Annotated in this window: 15 protein-coding genes; 4 read left to right on the forward strand and 11 right to left on the reverse strand. The window is 56.4% G+C overall.

Annotation, left to right across the window (positions count from 1 at the left end; translation table 11 throughout):
- The 3 genes from PGR29_RS00005 to PGR29_RS00015 all read right to left on the reverse strand — a co-directional run.
- Nucleotides 1-710: molybdopterin-dependent oxidoreductase (locus tag PGR29_RS00005; protein ID WP_316423804.1), on the reverse strand; the 710-nt coding region annotated here is incomplete at its 3' end.
- An 11-nt stretch (nt 711-721) separates the two neighbouring features.
- The gene (locus PGR29_RS00010) at nt 722-850 is read right to left on the reverse strand and encodes a hypothetical protein (RefSeq protein WP_015366915.1); all 129 of its coding nucleotides are present in this window, start codon (nt 848-850) and stop codon (nt 722-724) included.
- 2 nt (nt 851-852) lie between these two features.
- Nucleotides 853-2,322, reverse strand: a complete 1,470-nt coding sequence (locus tag PGR29_RS00015; RefSeq protein WP_015366914.1) for a nucleobase:cation symporter-2 family protein — start codon at nt 2,320-2,322, stop codon at nt 853-855.
- A gap of 532 nt (nt 2,323-2,854) precedes the next feature.
- Between PGR29_RS00015 and ygfT the strand changes: the two genes are divergently transcribed.
- Together ygfT and PGR29_RS00025 are read left to right on the forward strand one after the other, a co-directional pair.
- Nucleotides 2,855-4,792: a formate-dependent uric acid utilization protein YgfT gene (gene ygfT / locus PGR29_RS00020; protein WP_316423805.1), complete on the forward strand. Its 1,938-nt coding sequence runs from the start codon at nt 2,855-2,857 to the stop codon at nt 4,790-4,792.
- Nucleotides 4,792-5,268, forward strand: coding sequence for a 4Fe-4S dicluster domain-containing protein (locus tag PGR29_RS00025; RefSeq protein ID WP_271032187.1), 477 nt, complete (start codon nt 4,792-4,794; stop codon nt 5,266-5,268). Before ygfT ends, PGR29_RS00025 begins: the two co-directional genes overlap by 1 nt.
- Before the next feature lie 132 nt (nt 5,269-5,400).
- Here the strand turns inward: PGR29_RS00025 and ssnA are convergent, their stop codons facing one another.
- The 3 genes from ssnA to PGR29_RS00040 all read right to left on the reverse strand — a co-directional run bounded on the left by ssnA (nt 5,401) and on the right by PGR29_RS00040 (nt 10,675).
- Nucleotides 5,401-6,735 (reverse strand): putative aminohydrolase SsnA, encoded by a 1,335-nt coding sequence (ssnA, locus tag PGR29_RS00030; protein ID WP_316423806.1) that lies wholly within the window; start codon nt 6,733-6,735, stop codon nt 5,401-5,403.
- A complete protein-coding gene (ygfK, locus tag PGR29_RS00035; protein WP_316423807.1) occupies nt 6,732-9,836 on the reverse strand; it encodes a putative selenate reductase subunit YgfK in 3,105 nt (1,034 codons plus the stop codon). Before ygfK ends, ssnA begins: the two co-directional genes overlap by 4 nt.
- 269 nt (nt 9,837-10,105) lie before the next feature.
- Nucleotides 10,106-10,675: an NTP transferase domain-containing protein gene (locus tag PGR29_RS00040; RefSeq protein WP_316423808.1), complete on the reverse strand. Its 570-nt coding sequence runs from the start codon at nt 10,673-10,675 to the stop codon at nt 10,106-10,108.
- A 34-nt stretch (nt 10,676-10,709) separates the two neighbouring features.
- On the opposite strand from PGR29_RS00040, the gene yqeC reads away from it, so the two are divergent.
- Together yqeC and yqeB are read left to right on the forward strand one after the other, a co-directional pair.
- Nucleotides 10,710-11,468 carry a selenium cofactor biosynthesis protein YqeC gene (yqeC, locus tag PGR29_RS00045; RefSeq protein ID WP_316423809.1) on the forward strand — a complete coding sequence of 253 codons (759 nt, stop codon included), beginning with the start codon at nt 10,710-10,712 and terminating at the stop codon, nt 11,466-11,468.
- A gap of 42 nt (nt 11,469-11,510) precedes the next feature.
- A complete protein-coding gene (gene yqeB, locus PGR29_RS00050) occupies nt 11,511-13,136 on the forward strand; it encodes a selenium-dependent molybdenum cofactor biosynthesis protein YqeB (protein ID WP_316423810.1) in 1,626 nt (541 codons plus the stop codon).
- A gap of 80 nt (nt 13,137-13,216) precedes the next feature.
- Here the strand turns inward: yqeB and arcC are convergent, their stop codons facing one another.
- The 5 genes from arcC to ygeW all read right to left on the reverse strand — a co-directional run bounded on the left by arcC (nt 13,217) and on the right by ygeW (nt 19,340).
- Nucleotides 13,217-14,149, reverse strand: a complete 933-nt coding sequence (gene arcC / locus PGR29_RS00055) for a carbamate kinase (RefSeq protein ID WP_087858454.1) — start codon at nt 14,147-14,149, stop codon at nt 13,217-13,219.
- Nucleotides 14,150-14,160: 11 nt separating this feature from the next.
- Nucleotides 14,161-15,567: a dihydropyrimidinase gene (gene hydA / locus PGR29_RS00060; protein ID WP_316423811.1), complete on the reverse strand. Its 1,407-nt coding sequence runs from the start codon at nt 15,565-15,567 to the stop codon at nt 14,161-14,163.
- 51 nt (nt 15,568-15,618) lie between these two features.
- Nucleotides 15,619-16,830, reverse strand: a complete 1,212-nt coding sequence (locus tag PGR29_RS00065; protein ID WP_213794725.1) for a YgeY family selenium metabolism-linked hydrolase — start codon at nt 16,828-16,830, stop codon at nt 15,619-15,621.
- Between the two features lie 63 nt (nt 16,831-16,893).
- Nucleotides 16,894-18,093, reverse strand: a complete 1,200-nt coding sequence (gene dpaL / locus PGR29_RS00070) for a diaminopropionate ammonia-lyase (RefSeq protein WP_087858457.1) — start codon at nt 18,091-18,093, stop codon at nt 16,894-16,896.
- 59 nt (nt 18,094-18,152) lie between these two features.
- On the reverse strand, nt 18,153-19,340 hold the full coding sequence (gene ygeW, locus PGR29_RS00075) for a knotted carbamoyltransferase YgeW (protein WP_015366901.1): 1,188 nt from the start codon (nt 19,338-19,340) through the stop codon (nt 18,153-18,155).
- Between the last annotated feature and the right edge of the window lie 458 nt (nt 19,341-19,798).

Here is a 19,798-nt window from a genome sequence, read left to right on the forward strand (position 1 = left end):
TCTTCAATAATGACGTGGCCAATGGCGTTGAGCAGCGCGATATTCGAGCCGTTCTTCAGCGCGATGTGCATGTCGGCGATGCGCGCGGTTTCAATCTTGCGCGGGTCACAGACGATGATTTTCGCCCCGTTGCGTTTGGCGTTAATGACGTGATTCGCCACGATAGGGTGGGAATCCGCCGGGTTGTAACCGAAGATAAACACCAGATCGGTGTTATCAATCTCCGTGATGGCATTACTCATGGCGCCGTTACCGACCGACTGGTGCAGACCTGCAACCGAAGGGCCGTGTCAGACGCGAGCGCAGCAGTCGACGTTATTGGTGCCAATAACGGCGCGCGCGAATTTTTGCATCACGTAGTTGGTTTCATTGCCGGTCCCGCGGGAGGAGCCGGTGGTCTGGATCGCGTCCGGGCCATATTTTTCTTTAATGGCGCCAAGGCGGGTGGCGACGTAATCGAGCGCCTCATCCCAGGAGACGGCTTCCAGTTTGCCGCCACGCTGGCGACGGATCATGGGGGTTTTGAGACGCGGGGTCAGGATCTGGGTATCGTTAATGAAGTCCCAGCCATAATAGCCTTTCAGACACAGGGTGCCCTGATTGTTTTTCCCCATGGCCGCTTCGGCGCCGACGACCATGCCGTCGTCCGCCACCAGCCGCAGCTTACAGCCAGCGGCGCAGTAGGGACAGACGGTGGTGACTTTTTCCATCGTGTGACTCCTTAAAAATAGTACGGCAACAGATAGATAAAACGGCTGTTAATTCCGAGGGTAATGGCGTCCTGGATGGCGGGAACCGCCATCAGTGCCATCATCAACAGTGCAAAAAGCAGACGTTGCGACATAGACATAATCACTCCTGGCCGTCAGCGGCGGTTTGACCTTTCTGTACCTTGCGCAGCAGCAGCCACATGCGCACCGTACGCACGGCCATGTTGCGGGCAGCCGCGCTCGGCGGCGCCGGGTCCGGTTCCGGGACATCGTGAGAAATACGGAACGGCACGCTGCCGTTCAGCGTCAGGTTGGCGACAATTGCTGTCAGGGTGCCGATAGTGATGCCGCTATGCAGAAACAGCTGCATCATTGGCGGGAACTGGGTAAACAGATTCGGCACCAATACCGGCATCATGCCGAGACCAAGGGTGAGTGCGACGACCATCCCGTTGTTATTGTTGCGATAGTTGACCTGACCAAGAGTACGAATACCGGAAACGGCAACCATGCCGAACATAACGATACCGGCGCCGCCGAGGATCGGTTTCGGAATCAGTACCACCAGCGCCGCCATTTTGGCGAAAATGCCCATCAGCATCAGAATGACGCCGGAGACCGACACCACGAAGCGGCTGCGTACGCCGGTCAGGCCAATCAGGCCGACGTTCTGCGCGAAGGCCGCGTAGGGAAACAGATTGAAGAAACCGCAGATTGTCGTCGCCAGTCCGCAGGTATTCAGGCCGTTACGCAGCATGCTGGCCGTGACCTGTTTACCAACGATATCGCCGGTGGCCATGATGGACGACATGGTTTCGACCATCACCACCACCATCACCATCGACAGCAGGGCGACCGGCACGATATGAAATTCAGGCCGGGCGAACTGCATCACCTGTGGCAGATGCAGCCACGGCGTAGCATTGACGAGGTTAAAATCCAGCGGCTTGAAGAAGCTCCATAAAATAGTGCCGATCACCAGACCGATCAGCACCGAGGTGTTTTTGACCACGCCGGTGGCGAAAGTATAAAGGTTAAGAATAATGACCAGCGTGATGGCCGCCATCAGCAGCGAGAAGAGATCGCCGAAACCGGCCATCTCGCTACTGCCGCCGCCGATCCACCCCCCCGCGACCGGCATAATCGAGAGGCCGATCAGCGTTACGATGCCGCCCATCACCACCTTCGGAAAGAAGCGAATGAGACGGCTAATCCACGGCGCGCAGCAGAGGATAAAAATACCCGAGACGATAACCGAGCCGGAGATCGCTCCGATACCGTACTCTTTACCGATAAGCACCATCGGGATCAGCGCGGCGAAAGTACAGCCCTGGATCAGCGGTAGGCGGCAGCCCAACCACTGCTTGATGCCCATCGATTGCACGATGGTCGCGGCGCCGCAAATAAACAAATCGGCGCTGATTAACAAAATAATATGCTCCGCAGGCAAACCGACTGCGTTACCCACCACGAGCGGTACCGCCACCGCCCCGGCGTACATCACCAGCACGTGCTGCAATCCATAGAGAATCATTTGCGTAATTGGCAGGACCTCATCGACCGGCGCGACAGTCGCCGTATTGCGTGAGGCCGGAATGGCAAAATCTTTCATGAAGTAGTTGTCTCCTTTACGACTTCTGCCCGTGCCGAACTGAAAGGGGAGAAGTTACGATTCGAAGGCCATTGCCTCCCTCTGCTGATGATGTTCATCAGCGTATAACGCGCACGGAGTTGCTTATGCGTTAGGAGGGTTATGCGTAAGCTGTGCCAAAAATGAGCGATGCGGCAGTGGAATAATATATTTGTGAAATCAATCACGGGTTGGCATGTTTATTTCTTGCTGGCCTGTTTAGCGCTGCGAGCGGGCATCAGAAATAAAAATGACGAATATCAGTTTGAGATATATGCAGTCTCATTTTGGTAGGCGAAATAAGCGCTAAGAAGATAAAAATGATAAAAAGTCAGGGCTGGCTTGAGATGCCATCCCGGTGATTTGATGAGCTTTTATTTATTCGAGAGTGACAGGAGAGTAATAATTTGAGCTAACTCGCAAAAATGAATAGCAGCAGAAGGTGAGCGCCCAATATCGCCCGAATATTGCAATCCATCCCTAAGACTATTCCAGAAGAATAAAAGGGAAGCAAATGAATCGATTTATTGTGGCCGATGTTGCGAACTGTATTGGATGTCATGCCTGCGAAGTGGCCTGCGTCACGGCGCATCATCAGGATGCCTGGCCGGCACAGCGTAGCGCGTTTGTTCCGCGCATCCATGTTGTCTTCCACCGGAATGCCAGTACTGCGACCACTTGCCACCATTGCAACGACGCGCCTTGCGTCACCTCCTGCCCGACTCAGGCGCTGTATGTCGCCAACGACAGCATCCAGTTTACCCAGGCCGAGTGTATCGGTTGCAAAAACTGCGTCGTCGCTTGCCCATTTGGCGCAATCGAGATGGTCGCCAGCGGGGAAGATGGCCCGCAGCTGGCGCAAAAATGCGATCTTTGTCGCGAGCGCCCCTCAGCAGAGCAGGCGTGCGTGGCCAGTTGCCCGACTCAGGCGTTGCGCGTAATGGACGAAAGCGCGCTCCAGCGTTTACAGCGGGAAAGACAAATCCGCTCCGCCCAGGGGCAGCCGCTGGCCGAGCGACGTGGCGCAAGGCGCGAAGCGATCCTGGATAAAGCGCCGCGGGTGGGGGCGAAGAAGCTTGCCGCGGAAGAGCGAAAAGGGCATTTTGCCGAGATCTACCAGCGCCTTAGCGAATGTGATGCCGAATATGAAAGCGAGCGTTGCCTGTACTGTGCGCAAAAAGCCTGGTGCAACTGGACCTGCCCGTTACACAACCACATTCCCGATTTCATCAAACTGGTACGTGAGGGAAAAATTATTGAGGCCGCAGAACTCTGTCATCAAAGCAGTTCACTGCCGGAAATTTGCGGCCGGGTCTGCCCACAGGACAGGCTATGTGAGGGCGCCTGTACGCTGAAAAACGAAGGCGGCGCGGTGGCGGTTGGCAATCTGGAGCGTTATATCACCGATACCGCGCTGGCGATGGGCTGGCGGCCAAGCACAGGCGAGGTCGCGCCGCGTCGGGAGCGTGTGGCTATTATCGGTGCCGGCCCGGCGGGACTGGGCTGCGCGGATATTCTTGCGCGCGCTGGGGTGCAGGTTGATGTTTTTGATAAACATCCTGAAATTGGCGGGCTACTGACTTTCGGCATTCCGTCTTTCAAGCTGGAAAAAACGGTAATGGCGCTGCGGCGCGAGATCTTCAGCGACATGGGGATTCGTTTCCATCTCAATCAGGAAGTGGGGCGCGACGTGGACTTTAGCGAACTGCTGGCTAACTACGATGCGGTCTTTTTAGGTGTCGGCACCTACGGACTGATGGGCGCGGGTCTCGATGGCGAAGACGCGCCGGGCGTCATTCAGGCGCTGCCGTTCCTGATTGCCAATACCCGTGAGGTGATGGGGCTTGAAGAGAGCGCCGAATATCCGTTAACCGACATCAAGGGTAAGCGGGTAGTGGTGCTCGGCGGGGGCGATACGGCGATGGACTGTTTGCGCACCGCGGTGCGTCGCGGAGCCGAGAGCGTGACCTGCGCCTATCGTCGCGATGAGTTAAGCATGCCGGGCTCGAAAAAAGAGGTGGTGAACGCACGAGAGGAGGGCGTGGCGTTTCAGTTTAACGTTCAGCCGCAATATATCCTGCGTAACCGTAAAGGCCAGGTCAGCGCCGTCGGGATGATCCGTACCGAAATGGGTGAACCAGGGCCGGATGGCCGCCGCCGCCCGCGGCCAATTGCCGGTTCAGAATTCGAACTCCCGGCCGAAGTGCTGGTGCTGGCGTTTGGTTTCCAGGCCCACGACATGCCTTGGCTGCGGGGGCACGGCATCAAACTTGACCGCTGGGGGCAGATTGTGACGGGCGGCAAAGGTCGCGGCACCACGCAGACCAGCCATGACAAAATCTATGCCGGCGGCGATGCGGTACATGGCGCCGATCTGGTGGTGACGGCAATGGTTGCCGGGCGCCAGGCCGCAAGCGAAATGCTGGCGCGATTTGACCATAAGGAGCGGTGATGACCCATTTTATTCTTGCCAGTTCACAGGCCTGTATCGGCTGTCGTACCTGCGAAGTCGCCTGCGCACTGGAGCATGTAGCGGAAGGGGCGGAATTTCATCCGCGATTGAAGGTGATGCGACTCGATGCGTTGAGCGTGCCGGTGATGTGCCATCAGTGTGAGAACGCGCCATGCGTCGGGGTCTGTCCGACCGGCGCATTAGCGATGGGCGCCGAACGGGTCGAGGCCGATGCCGGGCGCTGCATTGGTTGCCAGAGCTGCGTCGTCGCCTGCCCATTTGGCGCGATTACTATCGAGACATCGGCAGTGCATCCGCCGGTTATCGTGAAGTGCGATCTCTGCGAGCAGCGAGAAGATGGCCCGGCCTGTGTATCGGTGTGCCCAACGGCGGCAATATCGCTGATGACCGGTGAGGCGCTGACGGCGCTGCAGAAACAGAGAACTATCGCCAGCGCTAGCTTATTGAGTTTGTAGGAGAGTCCCGGATGGCGACGCGCTGCGTCTTATCCGGGCTACCCAACGATGTTCCTGCGCTATTTATATCCCCGGTAGAAGCCAAAAAATAAACCCGGTACAGCGACCGGGTTTTGTTTTTGCGTGATGGGATTATGGCAATGCATCCATCCGCTGCCACATCTTTTTCGCCACCTTCCGCGCTTCAGCGAAAATCGTATCGCAATCAATAGCGAACTGCCGATCCTCATAGACCATGACGCCATTCACCATCACGCTATGAACGTGGCTGGCCCCCAGACCGAAGGCGATGTGCCCGGCGAGATTCGCCGCCAGCAGCGGCGTCGGCGGAAAATAATCGCTGATGGTTAAATCCGCCTTATAGCCTGCCTCAATACGGCCGAAACGGTCGTTAAAGTTGCGGCTAAGCAGCGTGTTACCGTTGCTTAATGCCCGCGCAAAGCTATCCGGCCACAGCGGCCCGCCGGCATCGCGGTGTTTAAAGAAAGCGAACTTGAGCTCTTCGAACATATCGGAGCCGATGCCGTCGGTACCCAGCGCCAGGTTACGAAACGCCGTCAACTGCTGGTTATAACCAACGTGGTTGTTCATGTTAGAGCGGGCGTTATGGACAAGGAAACCATCACGCGCGTTCAGCAGTTCAATATCAGCTTCCGACAGATACAGCCCGTGCGCTACCAGCGTTTTACTATCGATGAGATCGAACTCCGCCAGGCGTACCAGCAGATCTTTACCGTAGTGATGGTGGCTATGAGAAACGTCGTAACGGTCTTCCGCCATATGAATATGCAGGCCGCGCCCGGTTGTTTTTAATGCTTCGCGAAGCATTAATAGCCCCTCATCAGGAACCGTAAATGGCGCATGGGCGCCAATATGCGCTTCTACCAGATACGGCTCGTCGCCGATTTCCCGCGACCGATCGATTTCGCGGGCAAAACGGATATTTTCCTCCACGCTTGCCTGAAGTTCCTGCAGCCCGCCGTTACGGTCGGTGGTTTCAAAGCAGGTCATGCCGCGCAGGCCTACCTTGATGAAAGCGTTACGTAACTGGCTTAATGATCCAGCGATATAGTTCGGCGACGCGCTGTGGTCAATGACGGCGGTGCAGCCGCTGCGAATGGCCTCCAGCGAACAGATAAGCCCGCTGTAGTATAAGGATTCCTCATCCAGCGCGCGGTCGAGCCGCCACCACAGATTTTTCAGCGTCGATATGAAATCGGGACTCGGCGCAATATTGGCCTGAATCCCGCGCGACAGGCCGGAATAAAAATGGTTATGCGAGCAGACCATCCCCGGCATCACCAGCCGACCGCGCATTTCTTTAATACGCGCCTGCGGATAACGCGGGCTCAGGTTCGCGCCTGTTTCGAGAATTCTGTCATTTTCGATGACGATATCGACACCTTCTTCCACTTTTGCCGGGTGAAGCTGGGCAAGAGTGGCATTTTTAAGCACTAAGATACTCATACTTCGACGGCTCCCAGCAAATAGTGATGATGTTGATGAACGTGGCTGATGATGCGGCACATGGCATCCAGCTGCGGCGGTACTTCAACGAACTGACCTCGCTGGTCGATATCCAGCAGCCAGGTCATGCCATCCTGACGCACGTGGACGCGCTGTTGCTCCACGAGAAAACCCGGATTACTGCTGTTGTTGAAATCCTGTTCGAGGCTAAAGACGGTGACCTTGTCCTTATAGGGTTTTCCCTGCCATGGGCAGAACTGCGCGCAGTTGCCGCATTCGTTGCAGTACGCGTCGAGGTGCAGCGTCTGGAAGCGGTTTTCGAACCCCGGTACCGCAATGGAGACGTTGGCGCGGTTCGGGCAGACATCAACGCATTTGCTGCAGACGTAATTACATTCGAGGCAACGCTCCGCCTCCTGCGCGACAAAGGCATCGCGGTCGTCTTTATCAACCTGAGCGATAGCAATGGTCCCTTTGCGGCGGTAGATGTCCGCGGGATCGACGTTATTCCACTGTTTATCGCCGAAGTGGCTGCGGATATTCTCGCGCTTAAGGATTGCATCGCTGGCGCGACGGGCGTTGCCTATCGCCGAGACGATTGAAGAAGGGCCACGCTGTACGTCGCCAATCAGGAAGACGTTAGCCAGACGGCTTTCGCCATCAGCATTGACCTCAGGCCAGCCGTGGTCGTTGAGCGGGATCCCCATCGCCGCCAGCGCTTCGCCATCCTGCTGTTCACCGATGGCGGTAATCAGCGTATCGACCTGCAGCGTCCAGGTTTCATCGGTGGGTATTGGGCGACGTCGACCTTGTTCATCAGGCTCGCCGAGGGCCATGGTGCGGACGGTCAGCGTGCCGTCAGCGGCGAAATGCTCCGGGTTACTGAGAAAACGGAACGTAACGCCATCCTGAAGGGCTTCTTCGTACTCCTCGCGCCATGCCGGCATCTCCTGCTGGGAGCGGCGATAAATCACCGTCGCTTTCTCAACGCCCGGGATGCGCAGCGCCGCGCGGGCGCAGTCCATAGCGGTGTTACCCGCACCGACAATGGTCACGTGTTTACCCACGTTCAGGCGATCGCCTTGGTTGAACGCCCGCAGGAAGTTGAGCGACTTATGAATATTCGGATTGTCGCCGCCAAGCTTCACGCCGCTGTTTTTGTCAGTGCCGGTTCCGACCAGTACATAGCGATAACCCTCCTGACGGAGTTTTTCGACGGTGAGATGCGGGTCGCAGCCGTAGACAATATTGACGCCGTGATTAACAACGAACTCAATATCCTGCTGGATAAGTTCAGCGGGAATGCGGAAATGCGGAATGATATTTTTTACCACTCCGCCCGCGTTGGCTTCGCGCTCAAATAGTGTGACCGGGTGGCCGGCGCGGGCGAGGAAGTAACCCGCCGCCAGCCCCGCCGGGCCTGCGCCAATCACCGCAACCGGATTTCGGCTGCCGGAACCTGCCGGTTTATGCCAGCGGCGTTGGTATTCCGGCCAGCCTTTCTCAAGGGCGATTTTTTTCAGCTCGCGGATATTTAACGCGCTGTCATAATCAAGACGCGTACAGTTGTACTGGCACTGGTGATCGCAGATATGGCCGGTGATCGCCGGCAGCGCGTTACGTTGATAGATAAGCTCCAGCGCATCGGCATAGCGCTGCTCGCCCATCAGGCGAATGTATTCCGGAATATCCTGTTTGATGGCGCAGGCGCTGACGCAAGGGGCGACGTAGCAGTCGGTTAACGGCAGCGGCTCGCCAACGTCGATGCGATCGTCTGGCTTCCAATGTTTTTGCGTGTACTCCATGCTGACCGCTTTTTCCGCCAGCGCGTTCAGGCGCTTGACGTCGACCTGATTCATTTCCCAGCCATCGGCCTGCTCCAGCTCGCGCATGCACTGGCTAAGACGCAGATAACCCCCGGGTTTCAGCAGGTCGGTCGCCATGGTAATGGGGCGGATCCCGGTTTCAAAGATATCGCGAATATTGAGCTGGCTGGCGCCGCCGGAGTAGGAGATCGGGAGTTTGCCGTCGAATTCACGCGAGAGCAGTGCCGCAACGTTGATGGAGAGGGGGAACAGCGCGCGGCCGGACATATACATCTCATCGCCGGGCAGCGCGCCTTTATTGTTGACCGTGCCGAGGGTGTTGGTCAGCTTCACGCCGAAGCCAAGTTGTTTACTTTTCGCCAATGCCATCAGGCGCGTCAACATTTCCAGCGCCTGGCCGATTTTAAGATCGTGTTCGAAGGATTCTTCGTTCAGACCGATATAGTCAAAGCCGCAAGTGTCGAGAATTTCGCGTACCCGCGGGTAGCCCAACAGCGTCGGATTGAGCTTCACGAAGGTGTTGAGCTGCTTCTCTTCCAGCATATAGCGGCAGATCGCTTCGATTTCATCTGGCGGGCAACCATGCATGGTCGAGAGAGTAACCCCTTGTACCAGTTTTGCCGGAATGCGCTCCACGAGCGTCGCCAGCCGTGGGCGAATATCATCCAGCGACAAGCGGGTGAGGAAGGCGTCATCATGCAGCCAGCGGTTCAGCGTGTCGCGGTACTGGGTAAATTTGGGTTGCCCGGCGGCGTTCATCATATTATCGATAAACTGCTGCATCGGCGGTTGCTTGATCCCTTCCAGGTTATAACCGACGCTCATATTGAAAATAAAGGACTTACCGTTCTTCGCCGGCGTGAACGGGAAAACCTCTTCCAAAAGATGCAGAATAAACCATGCTTTAAGATACTCATCCCACGCTTTTTGCAGCGTAAATTCCGTAGACCATTCGGTGTTAAAGCATTCGTCTTCAGCATCGATGCAGGGTTTTTCCAGCTCAAGCCGGTCGAGGATCTGTACGGTTTTCAACTCGATAAATCGCCCACCGGTGAGCCAGGCGGTGATGATGTTCTGCGCCAGTTGGGTATGTGGCCCGGCGGCGGGGCCGATTGGGGTGGCGCAGCTTTCGCCGAAGACGCTTACCCGGCGTTGGTTGGCAGGCGAATAGAACTGCTGCTCAGGAATACCAAAAATGGAATGGTGTTGTTGATACTCATCGAAAATGCGCGTCAATAATTCCTCAAACGGGACGGGACGCATGATATCCCCCATAACCCTCTCCTTTATTTGTGCAATCAAATTTGCCGGTTAGTAGTGCTTATTCCGACGGATAGTTAAGGAGGAGCAACAATCGAACCAGTTATTAAAGGCAGAAGGTTTGAATAATTAAAAATGTGAGAGAGATCGAAAGAACACCTGGCTTTGTGAATAGGCTCACGCTATGGTAATGAGAATTAAAATCACTCTATATTTTTATCCGGCGGGATTTCTCAAAATAAACGGCGAAATATCACAATGATAATTTCCCGACAAAGGCATGATTAATCCTGGTTTTGCAGGCGAATAAAATCAGCAGGGGTATCGATATCCCAGACCATTTGCGGAAAATCTAACTCCAGGCAGCGATGGCGGCTTTGTAATAACCGTTTGCGCATTGAGCCTGGTCCATCGAGAGTGATAAGTTGGCGCAAGTGCGTGCCGGCAATAAGAATGGGATGGCCCGGTACGCCTTGATATTGCGGAAGAAGAGCGCTGTCTCCGCGATGTTGCCACAGCCGCTGGAAAAGCGCAGCCGGCAGGCAGGGTAAATCGCCGAGGGTGATAAAACAGTAGTTGTTTCGCACCTGGCTTGCGCCGACGCAAACAGAAGTAAACAGACCCTGCTGATAGTTGGGATTATAAACCAGGGTTATTTGCGGATGCGCCGAATAGCGTTGATGTAACTCCTCTGCGCGAAAACCGCTCACCAGAATAATACGCGAGCAGAATTGCAGGGCATTTTTTATACTTGCATCAAGTATTGTCGTTCCACGCCAGGGTAACATCATTTTCCACTGTCCCATCCGGGAGGACAATCCGGCGGCGGTAATAATACAATCGACCTGTCTCATACTCCTCCCTGAATAATGGAATCCTGGCCAGCGCATGGAAAATATACCGCATATGCAATCGCTGTTTTGTGATTTAGGCGTAAATGATGGTCCGCTGCTCATTTCCGCCGTCGGCGCGGGAGGCAAAACCAGTACCTTAATGTGGCTGGCGCAGCGTTTTCTTGAGTCTGGCCGGCGAGTTCTGCTCACCACGACTACCCATATGTATCTCCCGGCATCACTACCTGTGGTGATTTGCCGCGAACCGCTGGCGCTGCCTGTCGAGGTTTGGCAGCGGCCGCTGCAGGCCTGTTACGCCTCATGGCTCGCCCCTGCGGGTAAGGTTCGTGGGTTTAGCCCGCAACAGCTTGATGCGCTGGTTGCCGCGGGGCGCGTGGATGTGGTGCTGGTAGAAGCTGACGGGGCTCACGGTTTCGCCTTAAAAGCGCCAGCTGAGCACGAACCTTGCATACCTCAATCCTGTTGCTGCGTTATTGCCGTCATGGGGGCCTGGAGGCTCGGGCAAAACGTTGGGCCAGCGACCGTTCATCGCTGGCCCCTTTTTTCCCGGATCACCGGCGCGGCGCCGGATACGACGCTGAGTTGGCCAATGCTGCATCGCTTAATTACGCATCCGCAGGGAGCATTTAAAGGTGTTCCGCCATCCAGTCGCCGGATCCTGCTGCTGAATCAGCTTTCTCAAAATGAGAATTTACCGGAGGAGGCGCTGTTGCAGCAGTGGGGGATTAACGCACTGTGGGCGGGAGCGGTACAGGAGCAACCCGCGATAACGCGACGACGAACAACAGAGTGACGCCCCGGCTTGGGCGCATAGCGGATATCCATTGAGGTTGTTATGAATATTTTCTCTGAAGCGGCAAAACTCGAAGCACAGAATCGCCCGTTTGCGCTGGCGCAGATTGTCGATAGCCGCGGCTCAACGCCGCGCCATTCGGCGCAGATGTTAATTCGTGAAGATGGTTCGATAGTCGGCACCATCGGCGGCGGCATGGTTGAGCGCAAAGTGATTGAACAGGCGCTGGAAGCGCTCAGCGAAAAAGCGTCGCGCATGTTTCATGGGCGGATGGCGCGCAGCGGCAGCGATGCGGTCGGCTCCGATTGCGGCGGGGCGATGTCGGTCTATATTAGCGTACATGGCCTGCGCCCGCGTCTGGTGCTGATCGGCGCCGGGCACGTGAACCGCGCGGTGGCGCAAAGCGCGGCGCTGCTCGGTTTTGAGGTGGCGGTGGCCGATATCTATCCAGAGAGTCTGAACCCCGACTATTTTCCGCCGACAACGCAGTTGCTGCATGCTGAAACCTTCAGTGAGGCGGTGGAAAATCTGGCGATCCGCGGCGATGACTTTGTGTTAATCGCCACCAATAACCAGGATCGTGAAGCGCTGGATAAACTGATTGAACGGCCGGTCGCCTGGCTTGGGCTGCTGGCCAGCCGCCGTAAAGTCCAGGTGTTTTTACGCCAGCTGCGGGAAAACGGCGTTGCCGCAGAACATATTGCCCGCCTGCATGCGCCGGTTGGCTATAACATTGGCGCCGAAACGCCGCATGAGATAGCGATTAGCATTCTGGCGGAAATCCTGCAGGTAAAAAATCGCGCGCCAGGCGGCTTGCTGATGGCGGCAGCCACGCCTGCGCAGCAGCAGTTGGTCGCTATTCGCGGCGCCGGCGATATCGCCAGCGGCGTGGCTCTGCGCCTGTGGCATGCCGGGTTCAAAGTGGTGATGCTGGAAGTGGCGAAGCCGACGGTTATCCGCCGTAGCGTCGCTTTTGCCCAGGCAGTCTTCGACGGTGAAATGACGGTAGAAGGGGTGATGGCGAAGCGGGTGTCATCCGCTCAGGAGGCCATCCGGGTAATTGAAAATGGCGTGATTCCGGTATTGGTGGATCCGCTGTGCGAATCGCTGACTGAACTGCGCCCTGTCTGCGTGGTGGATGCCATTCTGGCGAAAGAGAATTTTGGTACGCAACGAGAAATGGCGCCAGCGGTTATTGCGCTGGGTCCTGGTTTTTGCGCCGGCGTGGATTGCCATGCGGTGATTGAAACCAATCGCGGTCATTGGCTGGGGCAGGTGATTTACGATGGCAAAGCGCAGGAGAACACCGGGGTTCCAGGTAATATTCTTGGCCATACTTCCCGACGGGTGATCCGCGCGCCGGGGGCCGGGGTGATGCGCGCGAAGGTGGCGCTGGGTGATATTGTGAACGAAGGTGATATCATCGCCACCGTCGGCGAGGCCGAGATTATTGCGCCATTAAGCGGTATGGTGCGCGGTTTGCTCAGCGATGGGTTAGTGGTCGAGAGCGGCTTTAAAATTGGCGATATCGACCCGCGCGGCGCCAGCGCCGATTTTACCAGCGTCTCCGATAAGGCGCGCGCCATTGGCGGCGGGGTGCTTGAGGCGTTGATGACGCTGATGAATAAAAGAATAAAAGAGAAGAGTGAGTTATTGTCGGTGGCGTAGATAGCAGCACGAAGCCGGTGTTGATGGCCTCAAAATCCCCGGTGGCGCTACCGCTTACCGGGGCTACATTCGGTGCCTTTTTACCCTTCAATGACCGTACCGGTTTTTCCTTCAATCCCTTCTTTGGCTTTATTTAATACGGTAATGAGCGCTTTGCGACCCGGACGTGAACGGGCGAATGACGCGGCGGCCTCAACTTTCGGCAGCATTGACCCCTTAGCGAAGTGGCCTTCACGAATGAACTGCTCGGCATCGCTGAGCGACAGCTTATCCAGCCACTGCTCGTTGGGTTTGCCAAAGTTGATTGCCACTTTCTCGACCGCGGTCAGGATGATCAACATGTCGGCGTCGATCATCGCCGCCAGTTTAGCGCTGGCCCAGTCTTTATCAATTACCGCGCTGGCGCCGCGCAGATGATTGCCTTCGCGGATTACCGGGATCCCGCCGCCGCCCGCGGTGATCACCACGTGGCAGGCATCCATTAGCGCTTTGACCGTCTCTTTCTCAATAATATCAACCGGCTGCGGCGAGGCGACAACCCGGCGATAGCCGCGTCCGGCATCTTCTTTCATGATGTACCCCTGACGCGTCAGCTGTTCCGCTTCCTGTGCCGTGAAAAAAGAGCCGATAGGTTTGGTCGGATTTTTGAACGCCGGGTCGTTGGCGTCGACTTCCACCTGGGTGATGATTGTCGCCACCGGGATATGCATCGATCGCGACAGCAGCTCCTCGCGCAGGGCGTTTTGCAGGTCATAGCCGATATAACCCTGGCTTAGCGCCACACAGACCGACATGGGCAGCATCGGGGTATGGGCCTCGGTTTTGGCAGCGGCTTCGAAGGCAAGGTTAATCATCCCAACCTGCGGGCCGTTGCCGTGGGTCACGACCACCTGGTGGCCCTGAGCTATCAGGTCGACAATAGCCTGCGCGGTTTGTTTGACGGCCTGCATTTGCCCGGCCAGATCCTCGCCAAGCGCGTTACCGCCGAGGGCGAGTACAATTTTCTTACTCATGAATGCCTCACTTAAGATGTGGTTCCGCTGACCGGAAGGTGAGCGGTAGAAAAGGGATCGCGGCGTAAGAAGCGCCCTTGGCCAGCGCTGCCGGTAAAGGTGCCATTATCAAAAATGACCCGACCATGCGATAAGGTCTGGCGAATCGCGCCCTGGCAAATAAAGCCCTCCCAGGGTGAATAGTCGGCGTTGTCATGCAACATCTCATGGCGGATCGTGGTGGTGCGCTGCGGGTCGATAATGACGACATCGCCGTCTGCGCCGGGCGCTAATCGTCCTTTTTTCGGCCACAGGCCAAATAGCTTCGCGGGAGTGGCGCTGGTTAGCGCGACGAAACGCTGCGCTGAGATCCGCCCGGTCATGACGCCGTGGGAAAACATGAGCAACAGGCGGTTTTCCACCCCCGGTAGGCCGTTCGGACAGCGGCTGAAATCGCCGCCGGAGAGCTGCTGGCGTTGGGCCATCGAGAAAGCGCAGTGATCGGTCGCCACCACGTCGATCGAACCATCGGCGATACCACACCACAGCGCATCATTGTTGCTGGCGTTGCGCAGCGGCGGGCTTAACAGATATCCCAGCGCGTCTTCGCGTTCATAGCACCGGTCGTCAAGCAGCAGATATTGTGGACAGGTTTCAATCCACACCGGCTGGTGCCGCCGCTGGGCGAGACGCAGATAATCCAGCCCCAGGCCGTTGGAGAGATGAACGATATACAGCGGCGCGTTGTCGGCGAGCTGGGCGAGGTTGATCATTCGCGCGATAGCCTCCGCTTCACACTCCAGCGGGCGGCTAAGGGCGTGGTAGCGCGGCGCGGTTTTACCAGCCGCCAGAAATTCGGCCCGTTTACGGGCGATAGCGGCGTCGTTTTCCGGATGAACGGTGGTTAGTGCGCCGGCGCGGTGGAGATGGCGCATCGCCTGAAGCACTTCATCATCGTTCAACTTATACTGGTAGGTCAGGTAGAGCTTGAAGCTGCTAATCCCGGCTTCAACCATCATCGGGATTTCATCGAGGATGGCATGGTTGATATGCTGGATAACGCCGTGAAAACTGTAGTCGATCACCGCTTTGTAGGCGGCATAGCCGTGATAGGCCTCTAGCTGGTGACGAAGGCGGCAGCCGGCGGGGCCGAAGCCCATATGGTCGACGATAGTGGTGGTACCGCCGCAGGCGGCGGCGCGGGTGCCGGTGAAGAAATCATCGCAGCTGCGGGCGTGCCCGGTATCGATATTAAAATGAGTATGAACATCAATGCCGCCGGGCATGACATAGCAACCTGCGGCATCGATAGTCTGGCAAGGTTCGGTTGGGGTTATCCGTTCGGCGAGCTGGCTGACCAGGCCGTTTTCAATCAGCAGATCCTGTTTTGCCTGGCCGTCGGCGTTGACCACGATGCCGTTTTTAATCAGTACGCGCATAAAAACTCCAGACTCCCGCCGACGCGCGGCGGGAGGAATAACCGAACGAACTTACTCCGTTGCCAGCCAGCTCAGCGGGATTGCGGCGTACATCGCGGCGCAGGTCACCAGATGCTGTTTCCAGGTTTTTTCATTTGGCGCATGGGCTTCCGGCTCTTTACCCGGACCGAAACCGATAACCGGGATGCCGTGACGGCCCATGATGGAAACGCCGTTGGTGGAGAAGGTCCACTTGTCGACCACCGGCGCTTTACCGAACAGCCCTTCATAAGCGTTGCTGAGCGCGCGCACGGTGAAATGATCCTCTTCCACTTTCCAGGTCGGGAAGTAGCATTCCGTTGGATAAACCAGCCCGGTCCATGACGGACGCTCATAGTTGTACATTGAGACCACGGCGCCGGCCTTCTGCACGGCAGGCAGGGCGCGGATTTCATCCAGCGCGCCTTCCCAGGTTTCGCCCCAGGTCAGACGGCGGTCGATAGAGACCGCGCAGCTGTCGGCAACCGCGCAGCGGCTTGGCGAGGTGAAGAAAATTTCTGAAACGGTGAGGGTGCCTTTACCCAGGAACTCATCGTTGCCCAGGTTATGGGAGAGCTCCTGCAGCTCGTTAAGAATCGGCCCCATTTTGAAAATCGCATTATCGCCGCGCTCTGGCGCCGAGCCGTGGCAGCTGACCCCCTGGACATCGACACGAATCTCCATACGCCCGCGCTGGCCGCGATAGATTTGGCAATCTGTTGGCTCGGTACTGACCACGAATTCCGGGCGAATGCCGGACTGTTCGATGATGTACTGCCAGCACAGACCGTCGCAATCTTCCTCCTGAACGGTACCGGTCACCAGCAGGGTATATTCATCTTCCAGACCGAGATCTTTGATGATTTTTCCAGCGTAGACCATCGACGCCATCCCGCCTTCCTGGTCAGACGCGCCGCGCCCGCCGATCAGTTCTTCGGTTTCCATTCCCTGATAGGGGTCAAAGGTCCAGTTCTTGATGTTACCGATGCCAACGGTATCGATATGCGCGTCCATGGCGACCAGTCGCGGGCCGTGGCCGATATAGCCCAGCACGTTGCCCATCGGGTCGATCTCGACTTTATCGAAGCCGACTTTTTCCATCTCTTCTTTAATACGATGCACGACGCGTTTTTCGTCACAGCTTTCGCTGGGGATGGCGATCATATCGCGCAGGAAGCGGGTCATATCCTGCTGGTAGTGGTTTGCTTTTTCGACAATCAGTTTGAAAGGAATGTGCTTAGCCATGAATTAACTCTCCGGTCCTGGTTTCCCGCTTCGCGGGATGAATATGTTGAATAAGTTGAACGTTTATTGTGCTGCCGGCAGCTTGCCTTCCCAGACGACCTCGCGGTAATGCTGCACGTCGGTGTCGCCTTCAGTGCTGATGACCAGCACCACGGAGTGAGTATCAAGCCCCAGCTTGTTCATTAGCGCCTGGCGCTCGGGATGGAAGTGGACGGCGGCCAGCGTTCCGAGCCCGACGGCGCCGGATTCCCCGGAGATAACCCGGTGGTCATTGCCGACAGGATTACCGAGTACGCGCATACCGAGGGCGGCCACGGCATCCTGGCAGGAGATAAATTGGGTGGCGCAGTTGCGCAGGATTTCCCAGCCCAGCGGATTAGGTTCGCCGCAGGCCAGTCCTGCCATGATGGTGGCCATGTCGCCGCCGACGTTGACGATGTCGCCTTTTACCCCGGAGCGATAGATGCAGTCCGCCAGTTCAGGTTCCACAATCACCGAGTGCAAATCGCGGGCGCCGAAGACGTCGACCAGATAGCCGAGCACGCCGCCTGCCATCGCGCCGACACCGGCCTGCAGGAAGACGTGGGTAGGGCGAGCAATGCCCATCGCCGCCATCTGTTCTACCGCTTCATCGGCGAGGGTGGCGTAACCTTGCATAATCCAGGTCGGGATTTTGGTGTAACCTTCCCATGCGGTGTCCTGTACCACTTCCCAGCCGTTTTTCTGTGCGGTTTGCATGGTAAAACGCACGGTATCGTCGTAGTTCATATCAGTAACGATACATTCCGCGCCGAGGCGCAAAATGGCATCCACGCGTTCCTGCGCTGACCCTTTCGGCATATACACCACCGCGTTTTGCCCTAGCTGCTGGGCGGCCCAGGCGACGCCGCGCCCGTGGTTGCCATCGGTGGTCGTGGCGAAAGTCATCTTCTCTTTGATGGTGGATTTGAGGGTATCAAACGAGAAAGCGTTAATATCGAGATGGTATTTTTCGCACAACAGTTGAGCGATGGCGTAGGCGCCGCCGAGCATTTTGAAGGCGTTGAGGCCAAAGCGCTGGGATTCATCTTTTACCAGGATGTTCTTTACGCCGAACAGCGTCGCCAGTTCCTTCAGGGCATACAGCGGCGTCGGTTGGTAACCGGCGATTTTTTGATGAAAATGGCGCGCCTGTTGCGCCTGCTGACGAGAGAACAGCGGCGAAGTTTCACCGGTAAAGAAACGGTTGTCGGCAATATCCATTTTCAGCGAAAAAGCAGACATATTCTGTCCTTATCCTTCTTTGGAGTCGGGGAAGCCGGCCCGCAGACCGGCTCGCGAAGTTATTTGATGCGTTTTTGCGCGTCCTGTAGCAGTTGCTCCAACAACTGACCGGGTTTGGCATATTTGCGACAGAGGATCATGGCGGCGATGATGTATGGCTTCCAGCTGGCCTCTTTATAGGTGGCGATACGGTATTTCTCGAACACCGCTTCGGTGACTTCGCCCTCCTCGCAGGAGACGCCGGTAATATCCGCCGGCAGGCAGTGCATATACAGCGCGTCACCGTCTTTGGTGTGCTTCATCATCTCTTCGGTACAGTGCCAGTCCTTGTGATTGGCGTTCTGGGCGAGACAGGCTTTTTCCAGCGCTTTCAGCCCGTCATGATCGTTGGCGCGCAGTAGCTCGGTGCGCTGTTCCATCACTTTGTATGGCGCCCAGGATTTCGGGTAAACGATATCGGCGTCTTTAAAGGCTTCCGCCATATCGGTGACCTGACGGAAGCTGCCGCCGGAAGCCGCGGCGTTTTTCTTCGCCACTTCGATAACATCCGGGATCAGATCGTAGCCCTCAGGATGGGCGAGGGTGACGTCCATACCGAAGCGGGTCATCAGGCCGATAATCCCCTGCGGAACGGAAAGCGGTTTGCCGTAGCTTGGTGAGTAGGCCCAGGTCATGGCAATTTTTTTACCTTTCAGATTTTCCAGCGAGCCGAAGTGCTCACGCAGCCAGGCCAGGTCGGCCATCGCCTGCGTCGGATGGTCAATGTCGCACTGCAGGTTAATTAATGCCGGGCGCTGCGGCAGTACGCCCTGTTTGTGGCCGTCATCCAGCGCTTCGCCGACTTCACGCATATAGGCGTTGCCGGCGCCGAGATACATATCGTCGCGGATACCGATAGCGTCAGCGCAGAAGGAGATCATATTGGCGGTTTCACGTACCGTTTCACCGTGGGCGATCTGCGACTTGCCTTCGTCGAGGTCCTGCTGCGCCAGGCCGAGCAGGTTTAACGCCGAGGCATAAGAGAAGCGGGTGCGGGTCGAGTTATCGCGAAAGACCGAAATACCCAGTCCGCTGTTAAAAACTTTGGTCGCGATGTTTTCCGCCCGCAGCGTTTTCAACGCCGCGGCGACATCCAGTACCTGCTTCAGCTCGTCCGGCGATTGCTCCCACGTCAGCAAAAAGTCTTTTTCATGCAGGTTAGAGTTGAGCTTATTGATATCCTTGATCAGTTCGTTAACAGTTTTCATATTTCGATCCTGGTAGTGAATGACGGCTTATTGATTGCTGTGCAGTCGAAATGACATTGATGTAAGTGGCGACGGCCAGCGCTGTATTACCACTAACAATAAGCGTGCCAGTTATAATTGAGTCACGGTGGCTGGGCAGGAAAGCCGGAAATTATGCGAGGCGGGTCACGAAAAATGGCTTATAACGCTCACTTGATGGAAATGAAATTCATTTGCCAGTTGTTACGGCAAATTAAATTTGAGCCATCAGACAAGCGTAGATATCGATCTGCGACGATGAGTTTGTCACCAAAATGATAATTTTGACCTGCGGATTATCATATTGAGAGGAAAATGTGATACCTCTTCCATATTTTCTTTAAGCTGTAAAAAAGCGCAGGGTTGGCACCTTTTTTCAGGTCGGCCGGCGGTAGTATGATAAACGCAGAATAAAAAGAGTCGATCTTCAGCATTCTCTT

Source organism: Klebsiella sp. 141203, from assembly GCF_032601985.1.
Lineage (GTDB): Bacteria > Pseudomonadota > Gammaproteobacteria > Enterobacterales > Enterobacteriaceae > Klebsiella > Klebsiella aerogenes.